Here is a 21,840-nt window from a genome sequence, read left to right as displayed (position 1 = left end):
CTACCCTGGATCTGCAAACCCCAGCCCAACGGCTGAACCAACTGCTGACCCAGGCAGCCTGACCACCCGTTGCTTAGACCGCTGGACCTTGAGCGCCTGGGACGTGCAGGTTTCCCTGCATACCTTGGGAAACCTGCACCTCAGAAGTGGGTCCACCCCTGCGGACCGTCGTACGCCGCACCGTCGACGGTCACCCGCGTCCCCTCGGACTCCGACGGGGCGACGACGCGACCGATGACGGCCCAGCCGGCGGGCACCGAGCCAGCGGGGAAGGTCGCGAGGAGGGCGTGGTCGTCGCCGCCGGTGAGGATGAAGCGCATCGGGTCGGCGCCGATGGCCTGGCCGACGGCGAGCAGCGGCTCGGCGACGTCGAAGGACCCCGACTCGACGTCGATGGAGACGCCTGAGGCGCGGGCGAGGTGGGCGGCGTCGGCGAGGAGTCCGTCGGAGATGTCGATCATCGCGGTCGCGCCGGCATCCGCGGCCGCCGGGCCGGCGGCGTACGGCGGCTCGGGCCGGCGGTAGGCCTCCACGAGCACCCGCGGCGAGCGGAAGCCCCGCCCGAGCACGGCGAGCCCGCCCGCGGCCCACCCCTGCCGACCGGCCAGGGCGAGGACGTCGCCGACCGAGGCGCCCGAACGCAGGACCGGGGACACCGTGCACTCGCCGATGACGGTGACCGCGACGGTGATCTTGTCGGAGGCGGTGACGTCACCCCCGACGACGCCGGCCCCGACCGCCGAGGCCTCCGCGCAGAAGCCCCGCACGAAGTCGAGCACCCACTGGACCGGCAGGTCCGTCGGCGCAGCGAGTCCGATGGTCAGCCACTGCGCGCGGCCACCCATCGCCGCGACGTCAGCCAGGTTCTGGGCGGCGGCGCGGTGGCCGATGTCCGTCGCGTCCGCCCAGTCGCGGCGGAAGTGGCGACCCTCCACCAGCAGGTCCGAGGACACCACCACGTGGCCCTTGCGCACGCGCAGCAGCGCTGCGTCGTCGCCGGGCCCGACCAGCACGTCCTGGCCGGGAGCGAGCTCCGCGATCACCGCTGTGACCGCGTCGATCAGACCGAACTCGCCGAGGTCCGCCAGGGTCGTTCCGCTCTCCGCCATGGGCCAATCCCACCAGATCCGAGCGCGGTGATGACGCCCGGATTGGGATTGGGCGATTCCTGCGGACGGGAGTAGTTTCTAGGAGTTCCGACCAATTCAGACCCCGGCAGGAGTCCCGCCATGACGGTGCAGGCCTACATCCTCATCCAGACCGACGTCGGCAAGGCCGCCGAGGTCGCCAAGGCCGTCGGCGCCATCGACGGCGTCAAGCTGGCCGAGGACGTCACCGGTCCCTACGACGTGATCGTCCGCGCCGAGGCCCGCACGGTCGACGAGCTCGGCACCCTGGTCGTCTCCAAGGTCCAGACGCTCGACGGCATCACGCGCACGCTGACCTGCCCCGTCGTCCACATCTGATCCTGAGCAGGTCGCTCGCGCCCGCCCTGGGCGCCCTCGTTCTCAGCCTCGCCCTCACCGCCTGCGGTGGGGGCGTCGCCGTCCCCCATCCGAGCGGAGCGGACGCCGCGACCTGTGCGGCGTTCATGAAGGCGCTGCCCGACCGTCTCGCCGGCGAGACGCTGACCTCGCGCGCCGACGCCGGCCCGCAGGCGTCGTACGGCGATCCCGCGATCGTGGTGTCCTGCGGGGTCGGCGTACCGAAGGAGTTCGGCCTCGGAGCGCAGTGCGAGGTCGCCAACGGCGTCGGCTGGTGGCTGCCGAACGCGCAGTACTCCGATCAGTCGCTCGACGCGACCGTGTACTCCCCGGGCTACTCCCCCGTCGTCGAGGTGGTCATCCCGGCGCGCTACCGCCCCGGCGCCCTCGCCGCCGCGATGGCCGAGCTCGCCGCCCCCGTGCGCAGGCTCCTCACCAAGAACAAGAGCTGCGTCTGACGCCTCAGCGCAGGCCGGTCGGGCGGTTCAGTGCGAGCTGGATCAACCGGTCGACGAGCTCGGGGTACTCCAGGCCGGAGTGGGCCCACATCTGCGGGAACATCGAGAACGGCGTGAAGCCGGGCATCGTGTTGAGCTCGTTGATGACCAGCGAGCCGTCGGCGCAGTAGAAGAAGTCGACGCGGGCCAGGCCCTCGCAGCCGGTCGCGGTGAACGCGCGCGCCGACATCTCGCGGATCCGGTCGATGACGTCGTCGGGGAGCTTGGCGGGTACGTCGAGCTCGGTGTGCTCCTCCGCGTTGTACTTGGCCTCGAAGTCGTAGAACTCGTGCTCGCTGCTGATCCGGATCTCGGCGGGCATGGTGGTGGCCACGCCGCCCTCCAACGTCTCGAGGACACCGCACTCGACCTCGCGGGCGCCCTGCGCCGAGACCTCGACGAGGACCTTCGGGTCGTGCGCGAGCGCACCCTCGATGGCGCTGGCGAGCTCGGAGACGTCGTGGACCTTGGCGATGCCGATGCTGGAGCCGCCACGGGCGGGCTTGACGAACAGCGGGTAGCCGAGGTCGCCGACCTGGGCGCTCACGCCCTCGGCGTCCCGGGCCCACTCACGGGCGGTGACGGTGGCGCCCGGCATCACCGGCAGGCCGGCGTCCTTGAGGACGACCTTCATGAACGCCTTGTCCATGCAGACCGCGGACGCGAGCACGCCGGATCCGACGTACCTGGTGTCGGTCATCTCGAGCAGGCCCTGGATGGTGCCGTCCTCGCCCCAGGGGCCGTGCAGCAGCGGGAAGACGACGTCGAAGCCGCTGCCCTCGCCGGTCTCCAGGCGGGCCGGCGTACGGTCACCGTCGACCGACGGCAGCTCGCGCGGTCCGCCGAGCGCGAAGCGCTCCGGGTCGTCGGCCTCGAGGACCCAGCGCCCGTCGGTCGCGATGCCGATCGGGGTGACGTCGTACTTGTCGCGGTCGATCGCCTTCAGGACGCTGCCCGCCGTGACGCACGAGATGGCGTGCTCGGTGGAGCGTCCGCCGAAGACGAGGGCGACTCGGATGCGCTGGCTCACCGGCCTGACCTTACCGTTGGGCCATGTCGATCGAGCGCTTGCACCCCAGCACCGTGGCCGTCACCGCGGGCCGTCCGGCCCACACTCCCGACGCGCCCCTGAACCCGCCGATCACGATGGCCTCGACGTACGTCGCGACGGGCGATGTCGAGTACGGGCGCTACGGCAACCCGACCTGGACGGCGTTCGAGGACGCCCTCTCGGCACTGGAGGGCGACGGTCGGACGCTGGCGTTCTCCTCGGGCATGGCCGCCGCGGCGATGCTGATCGACCTGGTCGGCATCGGGTCGAGCGTGATCGCGCCGCGGCATGCCTACCAAGGCTGCCTGGTCGCGCTGGCCGACGCCGAGTCCCGGGGCCGGATCAAGACGCAGCTGGTCGACATCTCGGACACGGCCGCCGTGATCGCGGCGATGGATGCCGACGAGGACTGCGCGATCCTCTGGATCGAGTCGCCGACCAACCCGGCGCTCGAGCTGGCCGACATCTCCGCACTCGCGACCGCGGCCCACGAGCACGGGATCCTGGTGGTCGTCGACAACACGTTCGCCACCCCCCTGCGGCAGAAGCCGCTGGAGCTCGGCGCCGACATCGTGCTGCACTCGGCGACGAAGTACATCGCCGGGCACAGCGACGTACAGCTGGGGACGCTGACGATCAAGGACGAGGCGACGTACGCCGCGGTCAAGGGCCGGCGTGACCTCACCGGAGCCACGCCCGGGCCGTTCGAGACCTGGCTGGCGCTGCGCGGGCTGCGGACGCTGCACGTGCGGCTGGACCGGGCCGAGGCGAACGCCCGCGAGCTGGTCACCCGGCTGCGCGAGCACCCGGCCGTCGACGAGGTGCGCTACCCGGGCTTCGGGGCGATCGTCGCGCCGGTCCTGGCGACGCCGGAGCAGGCCGACTTCGTCGTGCGCGGCACGTCGCTGTGGATCCACGCCACCTCGCTCGGCGGCGTGGAGTCCACCTTCGAGCGGCGACGCCGCTGGAAGACCGAGTCGCCGACCATCCCCGAGGGACTGATCCGCATGTCCGTGGGCATCGAGGACGTCGAGGACCTCTGGGAGGACCTGCGGCAGGCGTTGGATCGCGCGGTCAGGTGACCGCGGGCCGCCAATGGACCTTGCGCCGAGCGGACCTCGACTGCGTGCGCGGCAGCGCGGCGCCGCCGGCGCCGGTTGCCGAGCGCGCGGAGGACGCGAGCGCAGGGAGCGAGGAACGAGGGACCGGAGCGAGTGGCCGGAGCACGTGAGGCGAGGCGCCGATCAGCGGCGACGCGCTCGCGCCAATGGACTCAGTGGAGCTCGGGCTTCGTGTCGCGGTTGATGAAGGACTCCATCAGCTCGGCGGTGGTGAGGCGGCCGGCGACGACCTGGTCGACGGCGATGGCGATGGGGGCATCGACACCGGTCTTCTCGGCAAGGGCCCGGATCGAGGAGCAGGACTTCGCGCCCTCGGCGACCTGGCGGGAGGAGGCGTAGATGTCCTCGACGCTCATCCCCTGGCCCATCTTCTCGCCGAAGGTGCGGTTGCGAGAGAGCGGCGAGGAGCAGGTGGCGACGAGGTCGCCGAGGCCGGCCAGCCCCATGAGGGTGAGGGGGTTGGCGCCGAGGTTCATCGCCAGGCGGGCGGTCTCGGCGAGGCCGCGGGTGATCAGTGAGGCGGTGGTGTTGTCGCCGAAGCCGAGGCCGACGGCCATGCCGACGCAGAGCGCGACGACGTTCTTGTAGGCGCCGCCGAGCTCGCAACCGAGGACGTCGGTGGAGGTGTACGGCCGGAACGCCGGCGAGTGGCAGCGCTGCTGCAGCATGCGGGCGACCTCCTCGTCGACGCAGCCGACGACCGAGGCGGCCGGTTCGCGGCGGGCGATCTCGCGGGCGAGGTTGGGGCCGCTGACCACGGCGATGCGGTTGCTCGGCACGTCGGCGACCTCGCCGATGACCTCGGACATGCGCCGCAGGGTGCCGAGCTCGACGCCCTTCATCAGCGAGACCAGCACGGCGTCGTCGGCGATGTACGGCATGAACTGGCCGAGGTTCTCGCTGAGCGACTGCGAGGGCACGGCGAGCACGACGACGTCGGCACCGGCGAGCGCCTGCTCCGGGTCGTGGGTCGAGCTGATCGCGCGCGGCAGCTCGATGCCGGGCAGGTAATCGACGTTCTCGTGGCGCTCGTTGATGTTCGCGGCCACCTCGTCGCGGCGCGCCCAGATGCTGACCTCGTTGCCGGCGTCGGCGAGCACCATCGAGAACGCCGTACCCCAGGAACCGGCGCCGAGCACCGCGACCTTCTTGCTCACTTGGTGTCCTTATCGGTGCTCGTGGCGAAGCGGTCGCCGTCGACCTTCATGTCCCAACGGTGGGCGGGCGCCTTCTCGCCACGGATGAGCTCCAGCTCGTGCGTGATCGCCTGCATGATCCGCTCCGTCGCCTCCGCGACGACCTCCGGTGTCGGCTCCAGCGCAGCGAGATCGGAGAGCTCGACCGCCTCGCCGACGCGCTGGACGAGGCGCTTGCGCGGCGGCAGCACGTGCAGGCGCTTGCCGTACGGCGCCAGCAGGTCCTGGGCGCCCCACTGACCGACAGGGATCACCGGACAGCCGGTGGCAAGGGCGATCCGGGCCGCGCCCGACTTACCCGTCATCGGCCACAGGTCGGGGTCGCGGGTCAGCGTCGCCTCGGGGTAGACCACGATCGCCTTGCCCGCGTGGACAGCGTCGACCGCGGCCGCGAAGGCGTCCGCTCCCTTGGACTCGCGCTCGACCGGGATCTGCCCGGTGGCGTCGAGTATCGGCTTGATCAGCCTGACCTTCCACAGGCCCGCCTTGGCCAGGTAGCGCGGCAGTCGCCCGTAGTCGTAGACCAGGTGCGCCGCAGTGATCGGGTCGATGTGGGAGATGTGGTTCATCGCGATGACGAAGCCGCCGGTCTCGGGGATGCGTTCGGGATGGATCCACTCGCGGCGCGTCGCCAGCCACATGAACGGCTTCACCACGAAGCATGCGAACCAGAAGGCCCAACCGCGCTGCTCGCGCATCTTCCGCACCGTCACGAGTGCAGGCTACCGGTCACGTCGCCCGTCGAGTCGACCGACAGGCAGCGGATCCAGCGCTCGGGCGATGGCACCGAGCAGGTGCGCTCGGTCGCCCAACGCAGCCGTCCTGAGCTGTAGCCGGTCGGCCGCAGCAGGCACGCTGCAGCGCGCCACCACCCGACGGATGGCGGGCAGAAGGTAGTCATTGGCCTGGGCGAGCTCGCCCCCGACCACGACCAGCGTGGGGTTGAGCAGGCTGCACAGGTCGGCGACCGCCCGGCCGACCTGGGTTCCGACATCGGTGAGGACGCGCGCGCAGGCACGATCACCGTCGTCGGCGGCCTGCACGATGTCGCGGATCGTCAGGCCCGGGCCATGGGTGGGCTCGAGGATCGAGGCCACGCTTCGCGCCGAGACCAAGGTCTCGAGACAACCGCGGTTGCCGCAGCGGCACACCGCGCCCATCTCGTCCACGGTCAGGTGGCCGATCTCGCCCGCAGTGCCGGTGGGGCCGGCGTACGCCCGTCCGCCGAGGACCAGCCCGGCCCCCACCCCCTCGGAGATCTTGAGGTACGCGAGGTCGTCACACCCCATGCCGGCGCCCCAGCGGTGCTCGGCGAGGGCGCCCAGGTTGGCGTCGTTGTCGACCGCAAGGGGTGCTTCGAGGCCGAAGGCAGCGGCCGCCACCTCGCGCACCGGCACGCCGACCCAGCCCGGCAGGATGGAGGGTGCACCGACGCGCGCGGTGGCTGCCTCGATGGGCGCCGGCAGCCCGATCGCGACGCTGACCACGTCGGCCGCAGCCACGCCGGCCTGGTCGAGGACCTGGTGCATCCGCTCGGCAGCCAGCGCCAGGCCCGCTCGGGCGCCGATGTCCTCATGCAGCTCGACGCGCTGCTCGGCGAGCACCTCGTGGGCGAGGTCGGCCACGGCGACGGAGAGGTGCCGGTGGCCGTAGTCGACGCCGACGACGAAGCCCGCGACGCGCTGCAGCCGGACGGTACGGCGCCGCCCCTTCGTCCGCACCGTGACGAGACCGGCGCCGTCCAGGTCGCGCACGATGTTGGAGATGGTGGCGGCCGAGAGGCCCGTGTGCCGCACCAGATCGGCCTGGCTCAGCTCGCCCGCGGCGCGCAGCACGCCGATGATGCGGGCCCGGTTGAACTCCCGGAGGCCGGCCAGCGACCCCTCGCGCGGCTCTGACGTCACCCCCGCCTCACCGTCCCGACGGCGGGCACGACGCGGTGAGCGGCACGCGCTGCTCGACACCGTTCCGCAGCGTGACCTCCGCCCCGCGCACCACCACCGGCAGCTCGGCGACCCCCTCCATCAGGAGGACCGCGTCGTCGTGTCCGAGGTCGGCGCGTACGACGGCGTCGCCGTGGCGCACGCTGAACCGCAGACGTTCCCAGGAGGCCGGCAGCTTGGGGTCGAAGTGCAGCCCGCCCTGCAGCACCCGGAATCCCCCGAAGCCGTGCACCGCGATCTGCCAGGTGCCACCGGCCGAGGCGATGTGGATTCCCTCCTCCGTGTTGCCCTGGTTGTCGTCGAGGTCGACGTACGCCGACCGACCGAAGTACCGCTCGGCGTGCTCGGTGTCACCGATCTCGAGGCCGACGATCGCGTGGATGGAGGGGCTGAGCGATGACTTGTGCAGCGTCCTGGCCTCGTAGTAGTCGAAGTTCGCGCGCCGCGTCTCCGGTGTGTAGGCGTCGGGGAACAGATACATCAGCATCACCACGTCGGGCTGCTTGAGCAGCTGGGTCTCCTCACAGTTGAAGTGGTTGCGACCCTCCGGGTAGCGAGGCATGTCGTTCGCGTCCCAGTCGGTGACCGGGACGTCGAGACGATCGAAGTAGCCGTCGAACTGCTCGATCAGGCCCGCGTCAGCGGCCGGCACCGCCGTGATCCGGGCAGCCGCGTCCGCCCAGCGCGCGGGCTCGTCCGGGCCGAGCCCGATCCGGTCCGCCAGCTCGGCGAGCTGCTCGGGCCGCTCGGTGCGCATGCGGTCGTGGACCGCGACGGCCTGCTCGAGGTGCCATGCCGCGAGCCGGTTGGTGAAGGCGTTGTTGTCGACGTGGGAGTGGAACTCGTCGGGGCCCATCACCTTCCTGATCGCGAGCCGGTCGCCGTCGGCCTCGCACCGGTCGACCCAGAAGCGGCTCGTCTCGAACAGCACCTCCGCGCCGTCGCCGAGCAGGAAGTCGTCGTCGCCGGTGACAGCGGCGTACTGCACGATGCCGAAGGCGACGTCCGCGGAGACGTGGACCTCCTCCTCGCGGGTGTAGAAGCGGTTCTGCCCGTCGGGGGTGAACATCGGGCACTCCTCCAGCCCGGTGCCGGCCGACTCCCACGGGAACCGCGCGCCGCCGGTGCCGTTCTCCTGCGAGACCTGCCGGGCCCCCGGCAGCGTGTGGTGGCGGTAGCCGAGCAGCGCGCGCGCCGTCTGTGGCTGGGTGAACAGGAAGAACGGCAACATCATGATCTCGGTGTCCCAGAAGACGTGGCCGCGATAGCCCTCGCCGGACAGGGACTTCGCGCCGATGCTGACCGTCGGGTCGTCGGGGTTGGCCGCGATCAGCAGGTGGTAGACCGAGAGCCGCAGCGCCAGGGTGACGCGGTCGTCGCCCACCACGGTGATGTCGGAGGCGTCCCACAGCCGCTCCCACGCGACGGCGCTGGCCTCGGCAGCGGCCTGGTAGCCGCCCGCGCCGTGCCGGCCCAGCACCTCCATCGCGCGCGCCCTGACGTCCGGCACACCGATGGGGTCCCGCGAGGTGGCGATCGCGACCAGCTTGTCGACGACCACCGGCTCCCCCGCTCGCCCCTCGAAGGTGAGCTGCACACCGACGTACTCATGACGCTGGACCTGGCGGCGCGGGACGGCATCGCCGGGCGTGGACACCTCGACGGCGTACCCGATGTCGACGCCGGACTCGATCGTGCGCATCGTCAGATGCCCGATGCCGGCCTCGAAGCCGTGCCCCTGCTCGACGAGGTGGGTGGAGCGGGCCCACTTGTCCCACTTGCGGTCGTAGCCGAACCTCGTGCCCTCGGGGTACGCCGGCAACCGCTCCAGGTTGCGGCAGTGACCGTCGATCCCGGTGAGGACGACGATCTCGGCGTCGTGGTCGAGCGGGGTCACCTCGATCTGCAGCGCACACAGGTCGCGGTCGGCCATGCTCGCCAGCCGTCGGGTCACCAGCCGCGTGCGGCGCCCCGCCGCATCGGTGAGCTCGGTGGTGCGGGTGAGCACGCCGGTACGCAGGTCGAGCACCCGGTGGTGCGACGCGACGGTCGCGGACTGGGTGTCGAGGCGGACGCCGTCGACGTACACGTCGGTCGAGAGCCAGTCCGGTGCTGTCACGAGGTCCACGACGGGCGAGTCGTGGCCGTCGTACACACCCGCGACGAAGGTGCCGGGGATCGCACCGGTGTGCCGCTCCTCCAGGCACCCGCGGGTGCCGAGCCGGCCGTTGCCGACGGTGAAGACGGTCTCGTGGTAGTTGGCACGGGCAGGGTCCCAGCCCTGCTCCTCGAGCAGCCAGCTGTCGTTGCTCTCCATCGCCCGTCCCTCAGACCCGCGCGCTGGCGCCGTACGCGACCCGGATCTGCTCCCGGGTCTGCTCCAGCGACAGGTAGACCGAGAGGTCCTTGCCCGAGCAGCGCTGCGCACCCATCGCGTTGCCGTACTGCGCCGCGGCGACGAGATCACCCGTCTCGAGATAGCCGAACGCCATCCCGGCGGCGAAGGAGTCTCCACAGCCGGTGGTGTCGACGACGTCGGGGACATGGATCTGGGGCACGACGTGGTGCACGATCTCGCCGTTGTCGTCGTTGAAGAACAGGGCGCAGCCCTCCTCATCGAGCGTCACGCACACGGCCTTCACGCCGAGGCCCAGGCAGTGCTCGGCGAACTCGGGGAGCTGTTCGACCGGAAGAGGCGCACCCAGCAGGGCCGGGTCAGCGCCCGGAGGCGGGAACCAGCTGCACCCCGCCTCCTCGAGGTTCATCTTCATGATGTCGATGTTCTGCAGCCACGGGTCCCGGTCGATCCAGAGCCGCGGCACCCGCTGACCGCTGGCAGTCAGCGCGACCGTGGGGCCGTGGCAGTCCATCAGGATGGTCCCCTCGCTGTGGGCCCGGATGTAGGCCAGCGTCGGTTGAGCCAGCTCGTAGTCCGTGATCGGCACCCCCACGAAGATGTCGGCATCGAGCGCGAAGTCCACGTGGGCGGGCGCGATCGGGTGCATGAACCCCGTCTGGCGCTCGTCGCGCCGGTTGTGCGAGGTATAGGTCAGCTCGATGACGTCACCGCGATCGCTCTCCGACCGGATACCGGTGAGATCGACGTTGGTGAACTGGCTGAGCGCCTCCTTGATGTGCGCCTCGTCGTGCTGACGGACGTTGACGATCGGGCACACGACGTCGTCGGGACCGAGCAGCGAGGCGAGCGCCGCGACCGTGTAGAGCGCACAGCCGTACTTGTCGATGACCTCGCCGTTGTGGGTGGTGATGTGGTCGTGCGGGATGGGGCCGAGCACCGCGACCTTGCGACGCCTCTTCGTGTTCGTGTTCATGACGGATCCTCAGAGTGCCGGTGCGATGGGCGATTCGGGGCTCACGCCCGCCGTCTCGTCCATGTCCTCGAGGGCCATGCCCTTGGTCTCCTTGACCAGCTTGACCACGAACAGCAGCGAGAGCACGGCGAACATCGTGTAGAGCCCGTAGGCCAGCACCAGGGAGAGACTCTTGAGTGGCGGGAAGCTGACGGTGATCACCCAGTTGGCCGCCCACTGCCCGGCCGCGGCGAGCGACAGGGCCGCACCGCGGATCCGGTTGGGGAACATCTCGCCGAGCAGCACCCACACGACCGGACCCCAGCTCATCCCGAAGAACACGACGAACAGATTGGCGGCGACCAGCGCGACCGGCCCGGCGGCACCGTGCAGGTGGGGCGTCCCGTTGACCACGTCGGCGGTGCCGAAGCAGATCGCCATGGCGCCCAGGGTCACCGCCATCCCGGCCGAGCCCACGAGCAGCAGGGGCTTGCGCCCCACCCGGTCCACGAGCGCGATCGCGATGATGGTGGTGAGGATGTTGACGATCGAGGTGAACACGCTGATCTTGAACGATGCGCTCTCCTTGAAGCCCACGGCCTCCCAGAGGATGTTGGAGTAGTAGAAGATCACGTTGATGCCGACAGCCTGCTGGAAGATCGACAGGCCCAGGCCCACCCACACGATCGGGTAGATCCCGCCCGTCGCGCGGCGCAGATCGCTCCACGACGGCTTCTTGTCCGTGTGCAGGCTGGTCCGGATCCGGTCGATGGTGATGTCGAGGTTCGCCTCGCCGAGCAGCAGGGTGAGGACCTTGCGGGCCTCGGGGATCCGCTGCTGCGCCACCAGGAAGCGCGGGGACTCCGGGATGGTCATCGACAGCACGCCGTACACCACCGCAGGCACGGCCATCGCGATGAACATCCAGCGCCAGGCCTCCAGACCGAGCGCGAGGTCCTGGTCCGCGCCGCCGGCCGCGTGGGCCAACAGGTAGTCGACGAGCAACGACAAGAAGATGCCGAGCACGATCGCCATCTGCTGCAGGGAGCCCAGACGGCCGCGGATGCGTGCCGGGGACGTCTCGGCGATGTACGCCGGCGCGATGACCGACGCGATGCCGATGGCGACGCCGCCGACGACTCGGCCCACGACGAGCAGCGTGAGGTTCGGCGCCAGGCCGGTGCCGACGGCGCTGATGAAGAACAGCACCGCGGCGATCTTCATGACCCTGAGTCGTCCGATCCGGTCGGCGATGCGCCCCGCGCTCATCGCACCGGCGGCAGCGCCGAGCAGCGCCGAGGCGACCGCGAAGCCGAGCACCCCGTCGCTGACGTGGAAGGCGTCCTGGATGGAGGCGACCGCGCCGTTGATCACCGCGCTGTCGTAGCCGAACAGCAAGCCGCCGAGCGCGGCAACCGAGGCGACCCGGATGACGCCGGTGCTGCTGCCTCCCTCGTCGTCGCCGAAGATCGATGGTTCGTCCGACAGAGCCGCGTGCTCGCTCATGGGGGTTCCTTCCTGCTGCCGGCTGCCTTGGTGGGGCGGAGCCGACGGTCCGAGAATGTGACGCACGCCACTCAACCGTCCTCCCGGTCCATGTTCAAGTCTTGACTCTCGCGGAGAATGGGTACGGGCCGGATGTTCATTCTTTGAACGAAGCGGCCCCGGCCTGCCGACTCCCATGGCGTCACCTGGGACGATGCACCCGTGTCCCTCGCAGAGCTGCGGTTCGTCGCGCTGATCCCGGTGAAGTCACCGGCGGTGGGCAAGTCCCGGCTCGCCGGGGTCCCCGATCGCCCAGGTCTCGCGCGCGCGATCGCGGTCGACACGATCGACGCCGCACGTCGCGCCGAGCGGGTACGCCGGGTCGTGGTCATCACCGACGACGACTTCGCGCCCGCGGCACGCGAGCTCGGCGCGGAGGTCGTCGCGGATCCTGCTGACGGGCTGAATGCCGCACTGCGCCTGGGCGCTGCGGACGCGGCCGCCCGCTGGCCCGAGCTGCGACCGGTCGCGCTGCTCGCCGACCTGCCGGCACTCACGGGTGCCGAGCTGGACGTCGCACTGTCGTCGGTCGGGTCGCGCCCGGCGTACTGCGCGGACGCCGAAGGCAGCGGGACCACGCTCTACACGGCGGCGTACGACGAGTTCGACCCGCACTTCGGCATCGACTCGCGCGCCGCGCACGCGGGCACCGGGGCGGTCGCGATCGCGGGCGAGCTGGCCAGGCTGCGCCGCGACGTGGACGACGAGGCGACGCTGGCCGAGGCGGTCAGGCTCGGCGTCGGGCGCTCGACCGCGGCCGCGTTGGGGCTCCTCCCCCAGGAATGACGACGGGCCGCCTCCGAAGGGACGGCCCGTCGTGACGGTGCGGTGAGGTCAGGCCTTCTTGGCCGGAGCCTTCTTCGCGGGCGCCTTCTTCGCGGGCGCCTTCTTGGCCGGAGCGGCCTTCTTGGCAGCCGGAGCGGCCTTCTTGGCGGGGGCCTTCTTCGCCGGCGCCGACTTCGTGGCCGGAGCGGTCGCCTTCTTGACGGCCGTGGTCGCCGTCTTCTTGGCCGGAGCGGCTTTCTTGGTCGCCGTGGTCGTCGCCTTCTTGGCGGCGGTCGTGGCGGCCTTCTTGGCCGGAGCGGCCCTCTTGGCGGCGGTGCTGGCCGCCGTGGTCGCGGCCTTCTTCGCCGGAGCAGCGGCCTTCTTGGCCGGAGCCGTGGCCTTCTTGGCGGCGGACGTCGCCGCCTTCTTGGCCGGAGCGGCCTTCTTGGACGCGGAGGCGGCTGCCTTCTTGACGGGCGCGGCGACGGCGGCCGGCTTGGCGGCGGCCTTCTTGGCCTTCGGCAGCGGCGGCAGCTTCTTGGCGCCGGAGATGATGTTCTTCAGGTCCTGGCCCGGAGTGAACTTCGGAACCGACTTCTTCTTGGTCTTGATCTGCTCACCCGTCTGCGGGTTGCGGACCAGACGCGGGTTGCGCACGAGCTTCTCGAAGGAGCCGAAGCCGGTGATGGCGACCTTCTCGCCCTTCGCGACCTGTCGCGTGATGGTGTCGAGCACGGCGTCGAGAGCGTTCGCTGCCGCCTTGCGGTTGCCATCGAAACGCTCGGAGAGCGCATCGATCAACTGAGACTTGTTCACTACTTGTCCTTCCGCAAGGGCGGCTTCCCCGCCGCCCTTTGCTGGTCCGCAGCCGGGCCCTCGCCCGACGTCCTTAGTCGATGACGCTAAGCAGGAAACCCCCTTCTGCCAATCACCACGCCGCACTATTTGCCCTTTTTTTGCGGGATCCGCGATGTGCGGCATCGACCAATCGGCGTACGAATTGATTCCGAAATGCCGAAAGCCCCCATGAAATGGGGGCTTTCGGTGTTGATGACGTATGGATCAGGCGTGCTGCGTGACCGGCTTCCAGGTCGGCCGCTTCGACTCGTACGCCGAGATGTCGGCCTCGTTGCCGAGCGTGATGCCGATGTCGTCGAGGCCGTTGAGCAGGCGGTAGCGCGTGTAGTCGTCGATCTCGAAGGGTGCGACGAGGTCACCGGCGGTGACGGTCTTGGCCTCGAGGTCGACGGTGATCTGCGTGGCCGGGTCGGCCTCGACCAGGTCCCACAGCTTCTCGATGACGTCCTGCTCGACGGGCACCGAGAGGAGCCCGGCCTTGCCGGAGTTTCCGCGGAAGATGTCGGCGAAGCGGCTCGAGAGCACGACCTTGAAGCCATAGTCCATGAGCGCCCAGACGGCGTGCTCCCGCGAGGAGCCGGTTCCGAAGTCGGGACCGGCCACGAGGATCGAGACACCCTGGTACTCGGGCTTGTTCGCCACGAACTCCGGGTCGTTGCGCCACGCGGCGAACAGGCCGTCCTCGAAGCCCGTGCGGGTGACGCGCTTGAGGTAGACCGCCGGGATGATCTGGTCGGTGTCGACGTTGGAGCGACGCAGCGGGAGCGCCGTACCGGTGTGGGAGGTGAACTTCTCCATGGTGATCAGGCCTCCAGGTCGGCGGGGGACGAGAGGGTTCCGCGGACGGCGGTGGCCGCCGCGACGGGGACGGACACCAGGTGGGTGCGACCACCCTTGCCCTGGCGCCCCTCGAAGTTGCGGTTGGACGTCGACGCGCTGCGCTCCTGCGGGGCGAGCGTGTCGGGGTTCATGCCCAGGCACATCGAGCAGCCCGCGCCACGCCACTCGGCGCCGGCCTCGATGAAGACCTTGTCCAGGCCCTCCTCCATCGCCTGGTTGCGCACGCGCACCGAGCCGGGGACGACGAGCAGGCGGGTGCCGTCGGCGACCTTGTGGCCCTTGATGATGTCGGCGGCGAGGCGGAGGTCCTCGATGCGGCCGTTGGTGCAGGAGCCGACGAAGACGGTGTCGACCTTGACCTCGCGCAGCGGCTGACCGGCCTCGAGGCCCATGTACTCCAGCGCCTTCTCGGCGGCGATGCGGTCCTGCTCGTCGGCGAAGTCCGACGGGACCGGAACGTTGGAGCCGAGCGGCGCGCCCTGACCCGGGTTGGTGCCCCAGGTGACGAACGGCGTCACGTCGGCCGCGTCGATGACGATCTCCTTGTCGAACCGCGCGTCGGCGTCGGTGACGAGGGTCTTCCAGTGGGTCACCGCGGCGTCCCAGTCGGCGCCCTTGGGCGCCTCGGGCTTGCCCTCGATGTAGTCGAAGGTGGTCTGGTCGGGAGCGATGAGGCCGGCCTTCGCGCCCCACTCGATCGACATGTTGCAGACCGTCATGCGGCCCTCCATCGAGAGCTCCTCGATGGCCTGCCCGCGGTACTCGACGATGTAGCCCTGTCCACCACCGGTGCCGGTCTGGGTGATCAGGTAGAGGATCAGGTCCTTGGAGGTGACACCGGCCGGCAGCGTGCCGTTGACGGTGACCGCCATGGTCTTGGGCTTGGCCTGCATCAGGGTCTGCGTCGCCAGGACGTGCTCGACCTCCGACGTACCGATGCCGAACGCGATGGCGCCGAACGCGCCGTGCGTGGAGGTGTGCGAGTCGCCGCAGACGATGGTCATGCCCGGCTGGGTCAGGCCGAGCTGCGGGCCGACGACGTGGACGATGCCCTGCTCGATGTCACCGAGCGGGTGGAGGCGTACGCCGAACTCGGCGGCGTTCTTGCGCAGGGTGTCGACCTGGGTCTTGGAGACCGGGTCGGCGATCGGCTTGTCCCAGTCGAGCGTGGGGACGTTGTGGTCCTCGGTCGCGAGGGTCAGGTCCGGACGGCGGACCTTGCGGCCCGCGATCCGGAGGCCGTCGAACGCCTGCGGGCTGGTCACCTCGTGCAGAAGGTGAAGGTCGATGTAGAGCAGATCCGGTTCACCATCGACCGATCGGACGACGTGCTCGTCCCAGACCTTCTCCGCCAGGGTCTTGCCCATGACTACCTCCGTGAGTGCTGCGCAGCCCGGTCTGAGCTGCTGCTCACCAGCCTACCGCTTGCATCCCAGGGGCTGAGACGGCAGTATTGCCATATGGACAACTCGAGCGGCGTCGGCGTACTCGACAAGGCGGCCCTGGTGCTCACTGCACTGGAGTCCGGACCTGCGACCCTGGCCGGCCTGGTGGCCGGGACCGGCCTGGCCCGGCCGACCGCGCACCGGTTGGCGGTCGCGCTGGAGCACCACCGGCTGGTGGCGCGCGACATGCAGGGCCGGTTCGTCCTGGGCCCGCGCCTGGCCGAGCTGTCCGCCGCAGCCGGTGAGGACCGCCTGCTGGCGACCGCCGGACCGGTCCTGGCCCGCCTGCGCGACATCACCGGCGAGTCCGCCCAGCTGTGGCGCCGCCAGGGCGACCACCGCGTCTGCGTCGCCGCGGCCGAGCGTCCCTCCGGCCTGCGTGACACCATCCCCGTCGGCTCGCAGCTGACCATGCGGGCCGGCTCGGCCGCACAGGTCCTGCTCGCCTGGGACGACCCGGAGCGCATCCACCGCGGCCTGCAGAACTCCGCGTTCTCCGCCGCCGAGCTGTCGGCGATCCGCCGCCGTGGCTGGGCCCAGTCGGTCGGCGAGCGCGAGCAGGGCGTCGCGTCCGTCTCCGCCCCCATCCGCTCCCCCGGCGGCAAGGTGATCGCGGCGGTCTCCGTGTCCGGGCCGCTCGAGCGCCTCTCCCGCCAGCCCGGCCGGATGCACGCCCCCGCCGTTCTCGCCGCCGCCGAGCGGCTGTCGGAGTCGTTGCGGCGGGCTGCCGCCGAGTGACCTCGAGGTTGTGAAGTGGAGCGAGGCCCCTGGGCCTCGCTCCACTTCACAACCTCAGAACTGATGCCGCAGATCAGCCGCCCTCAGGCCGTACCGGCCGAGCGAGGTTGACCGCCACCACCGGCACGATCGTGCACACCAGCAGCAGGGCAACGACGAGGAACGTCGCGCCGACCGAGGCCTGCGGATCCGCGTCGATGTTGCGCTCGAACGCGAGCCGACGTCCGCCGAGCAGCGGCAGCACCGGAAGCAGACCGACGCAGTAGCCGAGCGGCATCAGCCAGCCCCTGCGCAGGGTCGACCCGATCGCCACGGTCAGGGGCAGCAGCGTCGCGCTGGCGAGCCAGAGAACGCGCACGTTGTGCGGCGCGGCCCCACGGCCGGCGACACCGAGGTCGACGAGGAGCCGGGCCAGGTCGTCGGCGAACGGCACGCTGAGCAGGGCCAGCAGCAGGCCGATGCCGAACGCGGCCTGCGCCTTGCCCTGCGGCGAGAGTCGTGGCGTCGTCACGCACCACGTCCTGCCCCGGCGGGCGCCCCTCAAAACAGCTGGTCGGTGCGCTCGAGGTCGAGGAGCGTCTGCTTGCGCTCGATGCCGCCGGCGTAGCCGGTGAGGGTGCCGTCGGCACCGATCACGCGGTGGCACGGGATCACGATCGGGATCGGGTTGGCGCCGTTGGCGACGCCGACCGCGCGGGAGGCGGCGTTGGTCTTGCCGAGGCGGGCGGCGATCTCGCCGTACGACGCGGTCTGGCCGTAGTCGATCTTGACCAGCTCAGCCCACACGGCCTGCTGGAACGGGCTGCCGTAGGGCTCGAGCGGGAGGTCGAAGGTGGTGAGCTCGCCGGCGAAGTACGCCGTGAGCTGGTCGACGGCGGCACGCAGCAGCGGTGCGTCGTCGGCGCGCTCGCCCTTCGGCCGACCCGACTGGTCGATGAACGGGCTGAACTCGATCGCCGTGATCGCACCGGAGTGCTCGACGATCCGCAGCGGCCCGATCGGGCTCCTCATCACGGTCCACATGTCGCGGTCATTCTCCCTCAGGGGTCGGGGTCAGCGAGGTCCACAGGTGCAGCAGGGCGTACGAGCGCCAGGGCGCCCAGGCCTCGGGGTCCGGGTGTCGGCCGGCCCGACCACCGAGAGCGTTGCGTACGCCGACGTCGGTCGGCAGGAACACGTCCGGATCTCCGAGCGCACGCAGCGCGATGTAGTCGGCCGTCCAGGGGCCGATGCCGGGCAGGGCGAGCAGGTCGCGGCGTACGTCGGAGCGGGCCGGCCCCGGCTCGAGGACCAGGTCGCCGTCGGCGAGCGCGCGGGCCATGCCGATCAGCGACCGGCCGCGCGCCCGCGGCACCGCGACGGACCCCGGGTCGATCGCGGCCAGCGCCGGCGCGGACGGGAACAGGTGCGTCAGGCCGGGTACGTCGGTCTCGACCTCCTCGCCGTGCGCCGCGACGAGCCGAGCCGCGAGGGTCCGGGCGGCGGCCACGCTGACCTGCTGGCCGAGCACGGCGCGGGTCGCGAGCTCGACGCCGTCGACGTGACCGGGCACGCGGAGCCCCGGCCGCCGCGCGACGAGCGGCGCGAGCGTGGCGTCGGCAGCGAGGTGGTCGTCGACCGCGACCGGGTCGGCGTCCGCGTCGATCAGCCGGCGCGTCCTGGCGATCGCCGCGCCGAGGTCGCGCAGGTCGGCGAGGACGAACCTCGCCGGGACGAACGCCGTCCCCTCCCCCGCCACGTCGTCGAGCTCGAGCCGGACCGTCGCCGGTCCGTGCGGGAGGTCGAGCGTCCGGGCGTACCAGCCCGGCCCGCTCGTCTCGATGCCCGGCACCGCGCGGACCGCGAGGAAGTCGAGCAACGCGCGGCCCGCGAACGGCGCACGTACGGCGAGCCGCAGCTCGATGCCGCTCCCTCCGACTCCCCCGCGCCGGCCACGCAGCTCGGTCGGGCTGGCGGCGTACACCTCGCGGACGGTGTCGTTGAACTGCCGGACGCTGGCGAAGCCCGCAGCGAACGCGACGTCGGCGAACGGCAGCGAGGTGGTCTCGATGAGGATCCGCGCGGTCTGCGCGCGCTGTGCCCGCGCGAGCGCGAGCGGCCCCGCTCCCAGCTCGGCGGTGAGGACGCGGTTGAGGTGCCGCTCGGCGTACCCCATCCGAGCCGCGAGACCGGGCACGCCCTCGCGGTCGACGACGCCATCGAGGATGAGCCGCATCGCCCGCCCGGCTGCGGTCGCGGCGACGTCCCACTCGGGGCTGCCGGGTGTCGCGTCCGGCAGGCAGCGCTTGCAGGCGCGGTAGCCGGCGAGCTGCGCGGCCGCCGCGGTCGGGTGGAAGCTGACGTTGCCGCGGGCCGGCGTACGGGCCGGGCAGGACGGGCGGCAGTAGATGCCGGTCGTGCGGACGGCCGTGTAGAACACCCCGTCGTAGCGCCGATCGCGCGACTTCACCGCGGTGTAGCGGGCCTCGTCGGTGTCGGGCTGGGTCATGTCTCCATCCTGCCCGTCGCCACCGACACCTTCTAGCGGAAATCGGACATGACCGTATTCATGGTCGGAACGCGCTGCCGTCTGCCACTCTGTCGCCATGGCTGACAACCCCCTCGACCTGCTGTTCGCCGTACAGCGAGGAGCGACGAAGCTCGCCGCCGAGACGGTCCGTACGACGGCCGGCATCGCCGGTGCCGCGGTGACCCGGCCCGACGAGCTGGTCGGTCAGGTCGCCGGACAGGTGGCCGACCTCGCCGGAACGGTCGCGGGCCTGGCCGCGGGCATCACCGGCATCGCCGGCGCGACGGCCCAGCCGCTGCAGGACTTCATCGTGCGCCAGCGCGAGCTCGCCGAGACGGTCGCGACCCTGGCCGAGGCTCAGGCCGAGCTCGCCGGTGTCGTCGCCAAGCTGGCCGAGCGGCACGCCGAGGCCGTCACCGCGCTGGAGAAGCTGACCTCGCCGATCTTCGCGATCGTCGGCACCGATCCGACGCCGGCGAAGAACCGGGCGGCTCGGGTGCTGACCCGGGAGCTGACCGACGCCGAGGTCCGGGCCGCCAAGGACGCCGAGCTCCAGGCCGCCAAGGAGGCGAAGGCCGAGGCCGCCGCAGCCGCCCGCCAGGCGAAGGCCGAGGCCGCCGCTGCCGCCAAGGAGGCGAAGGCCGAGGCCGCTCGGGTCGCGAAGGCAGCGCTCGCCACCAAGGCGGCAGCCAAGAAGGCGGCCGCCGCGCCCGCACTGCCCGCTGCCCCGAAGCAGGCCGCCGCTCCGAAGCCGGCCGCGAAGAAGGCTCCGGCCAAGAAGGCAGCGCCTAAGAAGCAGGATTGATCAACGCGACCGGCTCGCCCTCCTGCACGATCTGACCGATCGCGGCAGGGAGCGCCATCACGACGCCGCTGGCCGGTGCGTTGAGCGGGATCTCCATCTTCATCGACTCGAGGACGGCGACCTGCTGGCCCTTCTCCACCCTGTCCCCGAGAGCGACGTCGATCTTCCAGACCGTCGCGACGATCGGGGCCAGGACGGGCCTCATCGGGCTCCGCCGGCGTACAGCATCGCCAGCGCAGCGACCATCCGCTCGCGCGTCTCCTCGGGGAGGATGACGTCGTCGATGATGCCGGCCTCGGCGGCCAGCCACGGGCGGGCGACCTCCTCGCGGTAGTCGGCCGCGAGGTCCGCGCGCAGCGTCTCCGGGTCGTCGGACGCAGCGAGGGCGCGGCGGTGCAGCAGGTTGACCGCGCCACCCGGCCCCATGACGGCGACCTCGGAGCCCGACCAGGCCCACGAGAAGTCGGCGCCGAGCGACTTGGAGCCCATCGCGATGTACGCGCCGCCGTACGCCTTGCGGACCACCACGGTCAGCAGCGGCGAGGTCGCGGCGGCGTACGCCCGCAGCAGCGTGGCGCCGTGCGTGATGACGCCACGCGACTCCTCGACGGTGCCGGGCAGGAAGCCGGGCACGTCGACGAACGTCAGGACCGGTACGCCGAAGCGGGTGCAGAACTCGACGAAGCGACTCGCCTTGACCGAGGACTTCGCGTCCAGGATGCCGCCGCGGGCGGCCGGCTGGTTGGCCAGCACGCCGACCGGGCGGCCAGCGAGCCGGCCGAACGTGGTCAGGATCGACGGCGCGTAGTCGGGCATCAGCGTCAGTCGCGGGCCGGCGTCGAGGACACCGTCGAGCACCTGGTTCATGTCGAAGACGACCGAGGACTTGTCCGGCACGACGTGCGGGAGCCGCTCGGCGGCGCGCGCGTCGGGCTCGCGGGGAGTGCGGAGCGGGAGCTCGCCACCGACGGCGCTGGGCAGGTAGGAGAGCAGGTCGCGGGTCGCCTGGATCGCGGCGTCCTCGCTCTCGACCTCGAGGTGGGCCACGCCGCTGACGCGGGTGTGCATGCCCGAGCCGCCGATCTCGTCGGCGGTCGCGTCCTCACCGGTGGCCGAGCGCACCACGTCGGGCCCGGTCAGGAACATCTGCGCGGCGCCCTTGACCATGATCGTCCAGTCGGTGAGGGCGGGCGAGTACGCCGCGGCGCCGGCGCACGGGCCGAGGATCACCGAGATCTGCGGGACCTTGGTCGAGGCCTCGACGTTGAGCTTGAAGATGCCACCGCAGCCGTGGAGGGCGTGGATGCCGTCGTGGATGCGGGCGCCGCTGGAGTCGTTGAGGTAGACGATCGGGAAGCCGCGATCGATCGCGAGGCGCTGCGCCTTCTGCACGCCCTCGGCGAAGACGGCCGAGATCGCACCCGCGGCGACGGCGGCGTCGTGGGCGATGACGACGACCGGACGCCCCTCGACATCGCCCCAACCGGCGACGGTTCCGGAGGTTCCGCCGGCCCGCATCGGGGTCAGCTCGACGAACGTCCCGGGGTCGCAGAGGCCCCGGGCGCGCTCCCCGGCGGTGTAGACCCGGACCCCGCGGGGCGCCGGGATGTCGCGCGCCCGACGGTCCTCCAGGACGTCGCGGTGGTGAGCGGGGGCGGGGCGGGTGGCGGGGCGTTCGAGCTGCTGGGTCATCGGGTTCCTCCCGTTGGGGCTCTGTGTTGTCTATGGTTCG

22 protein-coding genes are annotated in these 21,840 nt (G+C 71.3%); 6 read left to right on the top strand and 16 right to left on the bottom strand.

Annotated elements, in window-relative coordinates; all coding sequences use genetic code 11:
* Nucleotides 1-140 precede the first annotated feature (140 nt).
* Complete coding sequence (locus tag ACYVJ3_RS16165; protein ID WP_460854103.1) at nucleotides 141-1,109, bottom strand: thiamine-phosphate kinase; 969 nt, start codon at nucleotides 1,107-1,109, stop codon at nucleotides 141-143.
* 120 nt (nucleotides 1,110-1,229) lie between these two features.
* Between ACYVJ3_RS16165 and ACYVJ3_RS16160 the strand changes: the two genes are divergently transcribed.
* Together ACYVJ3_RS16160 and ACYVJ3_RS16155 are read left to right on the top strand one after the other, a co-directional pair.
* The gene (locus ACYVJ3_RS16160) at nucleotides 1,230-1,466 is read left to right on the top strand and encodes an Lrp/AsnC family transcriptional regulator (protein WP_460854102.1); all 237 of its coding nucleotides are present in this window, start codon (nucleotides 1,230-1,232) and stop codon (nucleotides 1,464-1,466) included.
* Complete coding sequence (locus ACYVJ3_RS16155) at nucleotides 1,445-1,942, top strand: DUF3515 domain-containing protein (protein ID WP_460854104.1); 498 nt, start codon at nucleotides 1,445-1,447, stop codon at nucleotides 1,940-1,942. Before ACYVJ3_RS16160 ends, ACYVJ3_RS16155 begins: the two co-directional genes overlap by 22 nt.
* 4 nt (nucleotides 1,943-1,946) lie before the next feature.
* Here ACYVJ3_RS16155 and ACYVJ3_RS16150 read toward each other — a convergent pair whose 3' ends face one another.
* Entirely contained in the window at nucleotides 1,947-3,011 is a 1,065-nt protein-coding gene (locus ACYVJ3_RS16150; protein WP_460854101.1) for a D-alanine--D-alanine ligase family protein, read from the bottom strand.
* Between the two features lie 23 nt (nucleotides 3,012-3,034).
* Between ACYVJ3_RS16150 and ACYVJ3_RS16145 the strand changes: the two genes are divergently transcribed.
* Complete coding sequence (locus ACYVJ3_RS16145) at nucleotides 3,035-4,114, top strand: trans-sulfuration enzyme family protein (protein WP_460854100.1); 1,080 nt, start codon at nucleotides 3,035-3,037, stop codon at nucleotides 4,112-4,114.
* Between the two features lie 191 nt (nucleotides 4,115-4,305).
* Here ACYVJ3_RS16145 and ACYVJ3_RS16140 read toward each other — a convergent pair whose 3' ends face one another.
* From ACYVJ3_RS16140 to ACYVJ3_RS16115, 6 genes are read right to left on the bottom strand one after another with little or no spacing between them, the layout of a single operon-like run.
* Nucleotides 4,306-5,310 (bottom strand): NAD(P)H-dependent glycerol-3-phosphate dehydrogenase, encoded by a 1,005-nt coding sequence (locus tag ACYVJ3_RS16140; RefSeq protein WP_460854099.1) that lies wholly within the window; start codon nucleotides 5,308-5,310, stop codon nucleotides 4,306-4,308.
* The gene (locus ACYVJ3_RS16135) at nucleotides 5,307-6,062 is read right to left on the bottom strand and encodes a lysophospholipid acyltransferase family protein (protein WP_460854098.1); all 756 of its coding nucleotides are present in this window, start codon (nucleotides 6,060-6,062) and stop codon (nucleotides 5,307-5,309) included. Before ACYVJ3_RS16135 ends, ACYVJ3_RS16140 begins: the two co-directional genes overlap by 4 nt.
* A gap of 9 nt (nucleotides 6,063-6,071) precedes the next feature.
* Complete coding sequence (locus ACYVJ3_RS16130; RefSeq protein WP_460854096.1) at nucleotides 6,072-7,253, bottom strand: ROK family transcriptional regulator; 1,182 nt, start codon at nucleotides 7,251-7,253, stop codon at nucleotides 6,072-6,074.
* 7 nt (nucleotides 7,254-7,260) lie between these two features.
* Nucleotides 7,261-9,609, bottom strand: coding sequence for a glycoside hydrolase family 65 protein (locus ACYVJ3_RS16125; protein WP_460854095.1), 2,349 nt, complete (start codon nucleotides 9,607-9,609; stop codon nucleotides 7,261-7,263).
* Between the two features lie 10 nt (nucleotides 9,610-9,619).
* On the bottom strand, nucleotides 9,620-10,624 hold the full coding sequence (locus ACYVJ3_RS16120) for a carbohydrate kinase family protein (protein WP_460854094.1): 1,005 nt from the start codon (nucleotides 10,622-10,624) through the stop codon (nucleotides 9,620-9,622).
* Between the two features lie 9 nt (nucleotides 10,625-10,633).
* The gene (locus tag ACYVJ3_RS16115) at nucleotides 10,634-12,286 is read right to left on the bottom strand and encodes a sugar porter family MFS transporter (protein WP_460854093.1); all 1,653 of its coding nucleotides are present in this window, start codon (nucleotides 12,284-12,286) and stop codon (nucleotides 10,634-10,636) included.
* A gap of 24 nt (nucleotides 12,287-12,310) precedes the next feature.
* Between ACYVJ3_RS16115 and cofC the strand changes: the two genes are divergently transcribed.
* Nucleotides 12,311-12,934: a 2-phospho-L-lactate guanylyltransferase gene (gene cofC / locus ACYVJ3_RS16110; RefSeq protein WP_460854092.1), complete on the top strand. Its 624-nt coding sequence runs from the start codon at nucleotides 12,311-12,313 to the stop codon at nucleotides 12,932-12,934.
* A gap of 48 nt (nucleotides 12,935-12,982) precedes the next feature.
* Here cofC and ACYVJ3_RS16105 read toward each other — a convergent pair whose 3' ends face one another.
* The 3 genes from ACYVJ3_RS16105 to leuC form a co-directional block, all read right to left on the bottom strand.
* The gene (locus ACYVJ3_RS16105) at nucleotides 12,983-13,729 is read right to left on the bottom strand and encodes an HU family DNA-binding protein (protein WP_460854091.1); all 747 of its coding nucleotides are present in this window, start codon (nucleotides 13,727-13,729) and stop codon (nucleotides 12,983-12,985) included.
* Nucleotides 13,730-13,975: 246 nt separating this feature from the next.
* On the bottom strand, nucleotides 13,976-14,569 hold the full coding sequence (gene leuD, locus ACYVJ3_RS16100; RefSeq protein ID WP_460854090.1) for a 3-isopropylmalate dehydratase small subunit: 594 nt from the start codon (nucleotides 14,567-14,569) through the stop codon (nucleotides 13,976-13,978).
* A gap of 5 nt (nucleotides 14,570-14,574) precedes the next feature.
* Nucleotides 14,575-15,978, bottom strand: a complete 1,404-nt coding sequence (gene leuC / locus ACYVJ3_RS16095; RefSeq protein ID WP_460854089.1) for a 3-isopropylmalate dehydratase large subunit — start codon at nucleotides 15,976-15,978, stop codon at nucleotides 14,575-14,577.
* A gap of 93 nt (nucleotides 15,979-16,071) precedes the next feature.
* Between leuC and ACYVJ3_RS16090 the strand changes: the two genes are divergently transcribed.
* Nucleotides 16,072-16,794: an IclR family transcriptional regulator gene (locus ACYVJ3_RS16090; RefSeq protein WP_460854088.1), complete on the top strand. Its 723-nt coding sequence runs from the start codon at nucleotides 16,072-16,074 to the stop codon at nucleotides 16,792-16,794.
* Nucleotides 16,795-16,867: 73 nt separating this feature from the next.
* Here the strand turns inward: ACYVJ3_RS16090 and ACYVJ3_RS16085 are convergent, their stop codons facing one another.
* The 3 genes from ACYVJ3_RS16085 to ACYVJ3_RS16075 are packed head-to-tail and all read right to left on the bottom strand — an operon-like array spanning nucleotide 16,868 to nucleotide 19,282.
* Nucleotides 16,868-17,305, bottom strand: a complete 438-nt coding sequence (locus tag ACYVJ3_RS16085) for a hypothetical protein (protein ID WP_460854087.1) — start codon at nucleotides 17,303-17,305, stop codon at nucleotides 16,868-16,870.
* Between the two features lie 29 nt (nucleotides 17,306-17,334).
* Nucleotides 17,335-17,805: a methylated-DNA--[protein]-cysteine S-methyltransferase gene (locus tag ACYVJ3_RS16080; protein ID WP_460854086.1), complete on the bottom strand. Its 471-nt coding sequence runs from the start codon at nucleotides 17,803-17,805 to the stop codon at nucleotides 17,335-17,337.
* 19 nt (nucleotides 17,806-17,824) lie between these two features.
* Nucleotides 17,825-19,282 carry an AlkA N-terminal domain-containing protein gene (locus ACYVJ3_RS16075; protein WP_460854085.1) on the bottom strand — a complete coding sequence of 486 codons (1,458 nt, stop codon included), beginning with the start codon at nucleotides 19,280-19,282 and terminating at the stop codon, nucleotides 17,825-17,827.
* A 97-nt stretch (nucleotides 19,283-19,379) separates the two neighbouring features.
* Between ACYVJ3_RS16075 and ACYVJ3_RS16070 the strand changes: the two genes are divergently transcribed.
* On the top strand, nucleotides 19,380-20,108 hold the full coding sequence (locus tag ACYVJ3_RS16070) for a hypothetical protein (RefSeq protein ID WP_460854084.1): 729 nt from the start codon (nucleotides 19,380-19,382) through the stop codon (nucleotides 20,106-20,108).
* Here the strand turns inward: ACYVJ3_RS16070 and ACYVJ3_RS16065 are convergent.
* Nucleotides 20,092-20,313, bottom strand: coding sequence for an acyl-CoA carboxylase biotin carboxyl carrier protein subunit (locus ACYVJ3_RS16065; protein WP_460854083.1), 222 nt, complete (start codon nucleotides 20,311-20,313; stop codon nucleotides 20,092-20,094). The genes ACYVJ3_RS16070 and ACYVJ3_RS16065 overlap by 17 nt on opposite strands.
* Nucleotides 20,310-21,800, bottom strand: coding sequence for an acyl-CoA carboxylase subunit beta (locus ACYVJ3_RS16060; RefSeq protein WP_460854082.1), 1,491 nt, complete (start codon nucleotides 21,798-21,800; stop codon nucleotides 20,310-20,312). Before ACYVJ3_RS16060 ends, ACYVJ3_RS16065 begins: the two co-directional genes overlap by 4 nt.
* Between the last annotated feature and the right edge of the window lie 40 nt (nucleotides 21,801-21,840).

It is taken from the genome of Nocardioides montaniterrae, assembly GCF_054782655.1.
This window is presented reverse-complemented; position numbering and strand designations above follow the sequence as displayed.

Bases quoted from the DNA above. Each gene is read 5' to 3' on its own strand.
- ACYVJ3_RS16165 (WP_460854103.1), bottom strand. From the start codon at position 1,109: ATGGCGGAGAGCGGAACGACCCTGGCGGACCTCGGCGAGTTCGGTCTG.
- ACYVJ3_RS16160 (WP_460854102.1), top strand. From the start codon at position 1,230: ATGACGGTGCAGGCCTACATCCTCATCCAGACCGACGTCGGCAAGGCC.
- ACYVJ3_RS16145 (WP_460854100.1), top strand. From the start codon at position 3,035: ATGTCGATCGAGCGCTTGCACCCCAGCACCGTGGCCGTCACCGCGGGC.
- ACYVJ3_RS16125 (WP_460854095.1), bottom strand. From the start codon at position 9,609: ATGGAGAGCAACGACAGCTGGCTGCTCGAGGAGCAGGGCTGGGACCCT.
- ACYVJ3_RS16120 (WP_460854094.1), bottom strand. From the start codon at position 10,624: ATGAACACGAACACGAAGAGGCGTCGCAAGGTCGCGGTGCTCGGCCCC.
- ACYVJ3_RS16115 (WP_460854093.1), bottom strand. From the start codon at position 12,286: ATGGGAGTCGGCAGGCCGGGGCCGCTTCGTTCAAAGAATGAACATCCG.
- leuD (WP_460854090.1), bottom strand. From the start codon at position 14,569: ATGGAGAAGTTCACCTCCCACACCGGTACGGCGCTCCCGCTGCGTCGC.
- leuC (WP_460854089.1), bottom strand. From the start codon at position 15,978: ATGGGCAAGACCCTGGCGGAGAAGGTCTGGGACGAGCACGTCGTCCGA.
- ACYVJ3_RS16090 (WP_460854088.1), top strand. From the start codon at position 16,072: ATGGACAACTCGAGCGGCGTCGGCGTACTCGACAAGGCGGCCCTGGTG.
- ACYVJ3_RS16080 (WP_460854086.1), bottom strand. From the start codon at position 17,805: ATGAGGAGCCCGATCGGGCCGCTGCGGATCGTCGAGCACTCCGGTGCG.
- ACYVJ3_RS16075 (WP_460854085.1), bottom strand. From the start codon at position 19,282: ATGACCCAGCCCGACACCGACGAGGCCCGCTACACCGCGGTGAAGTCG.
- ACYVJ3_RS16070 (WP_460854084.1), top strand. From the start codon at position 19,380: ATGGCTGACAACCCCCTCGACCTGCTGTTCGCCGTACAGCGAGGAGCG.
- ACYVJ3_RS16065 (WP_460854083.1), bottom strand. From the start codon at position 20,313: ATGAGGCCCGTCCTGGCCCCGATCGTCGCGACGGTCTGGAAGATCGAC.
- ACYVJ3_RS16060 (WP_460854082.1), bottom strand. From the start codon at position 21,800: ATGACCCAGCAGCTCGAACGCCCCGCCACCCGCCCCGCCCCCGCTCAC.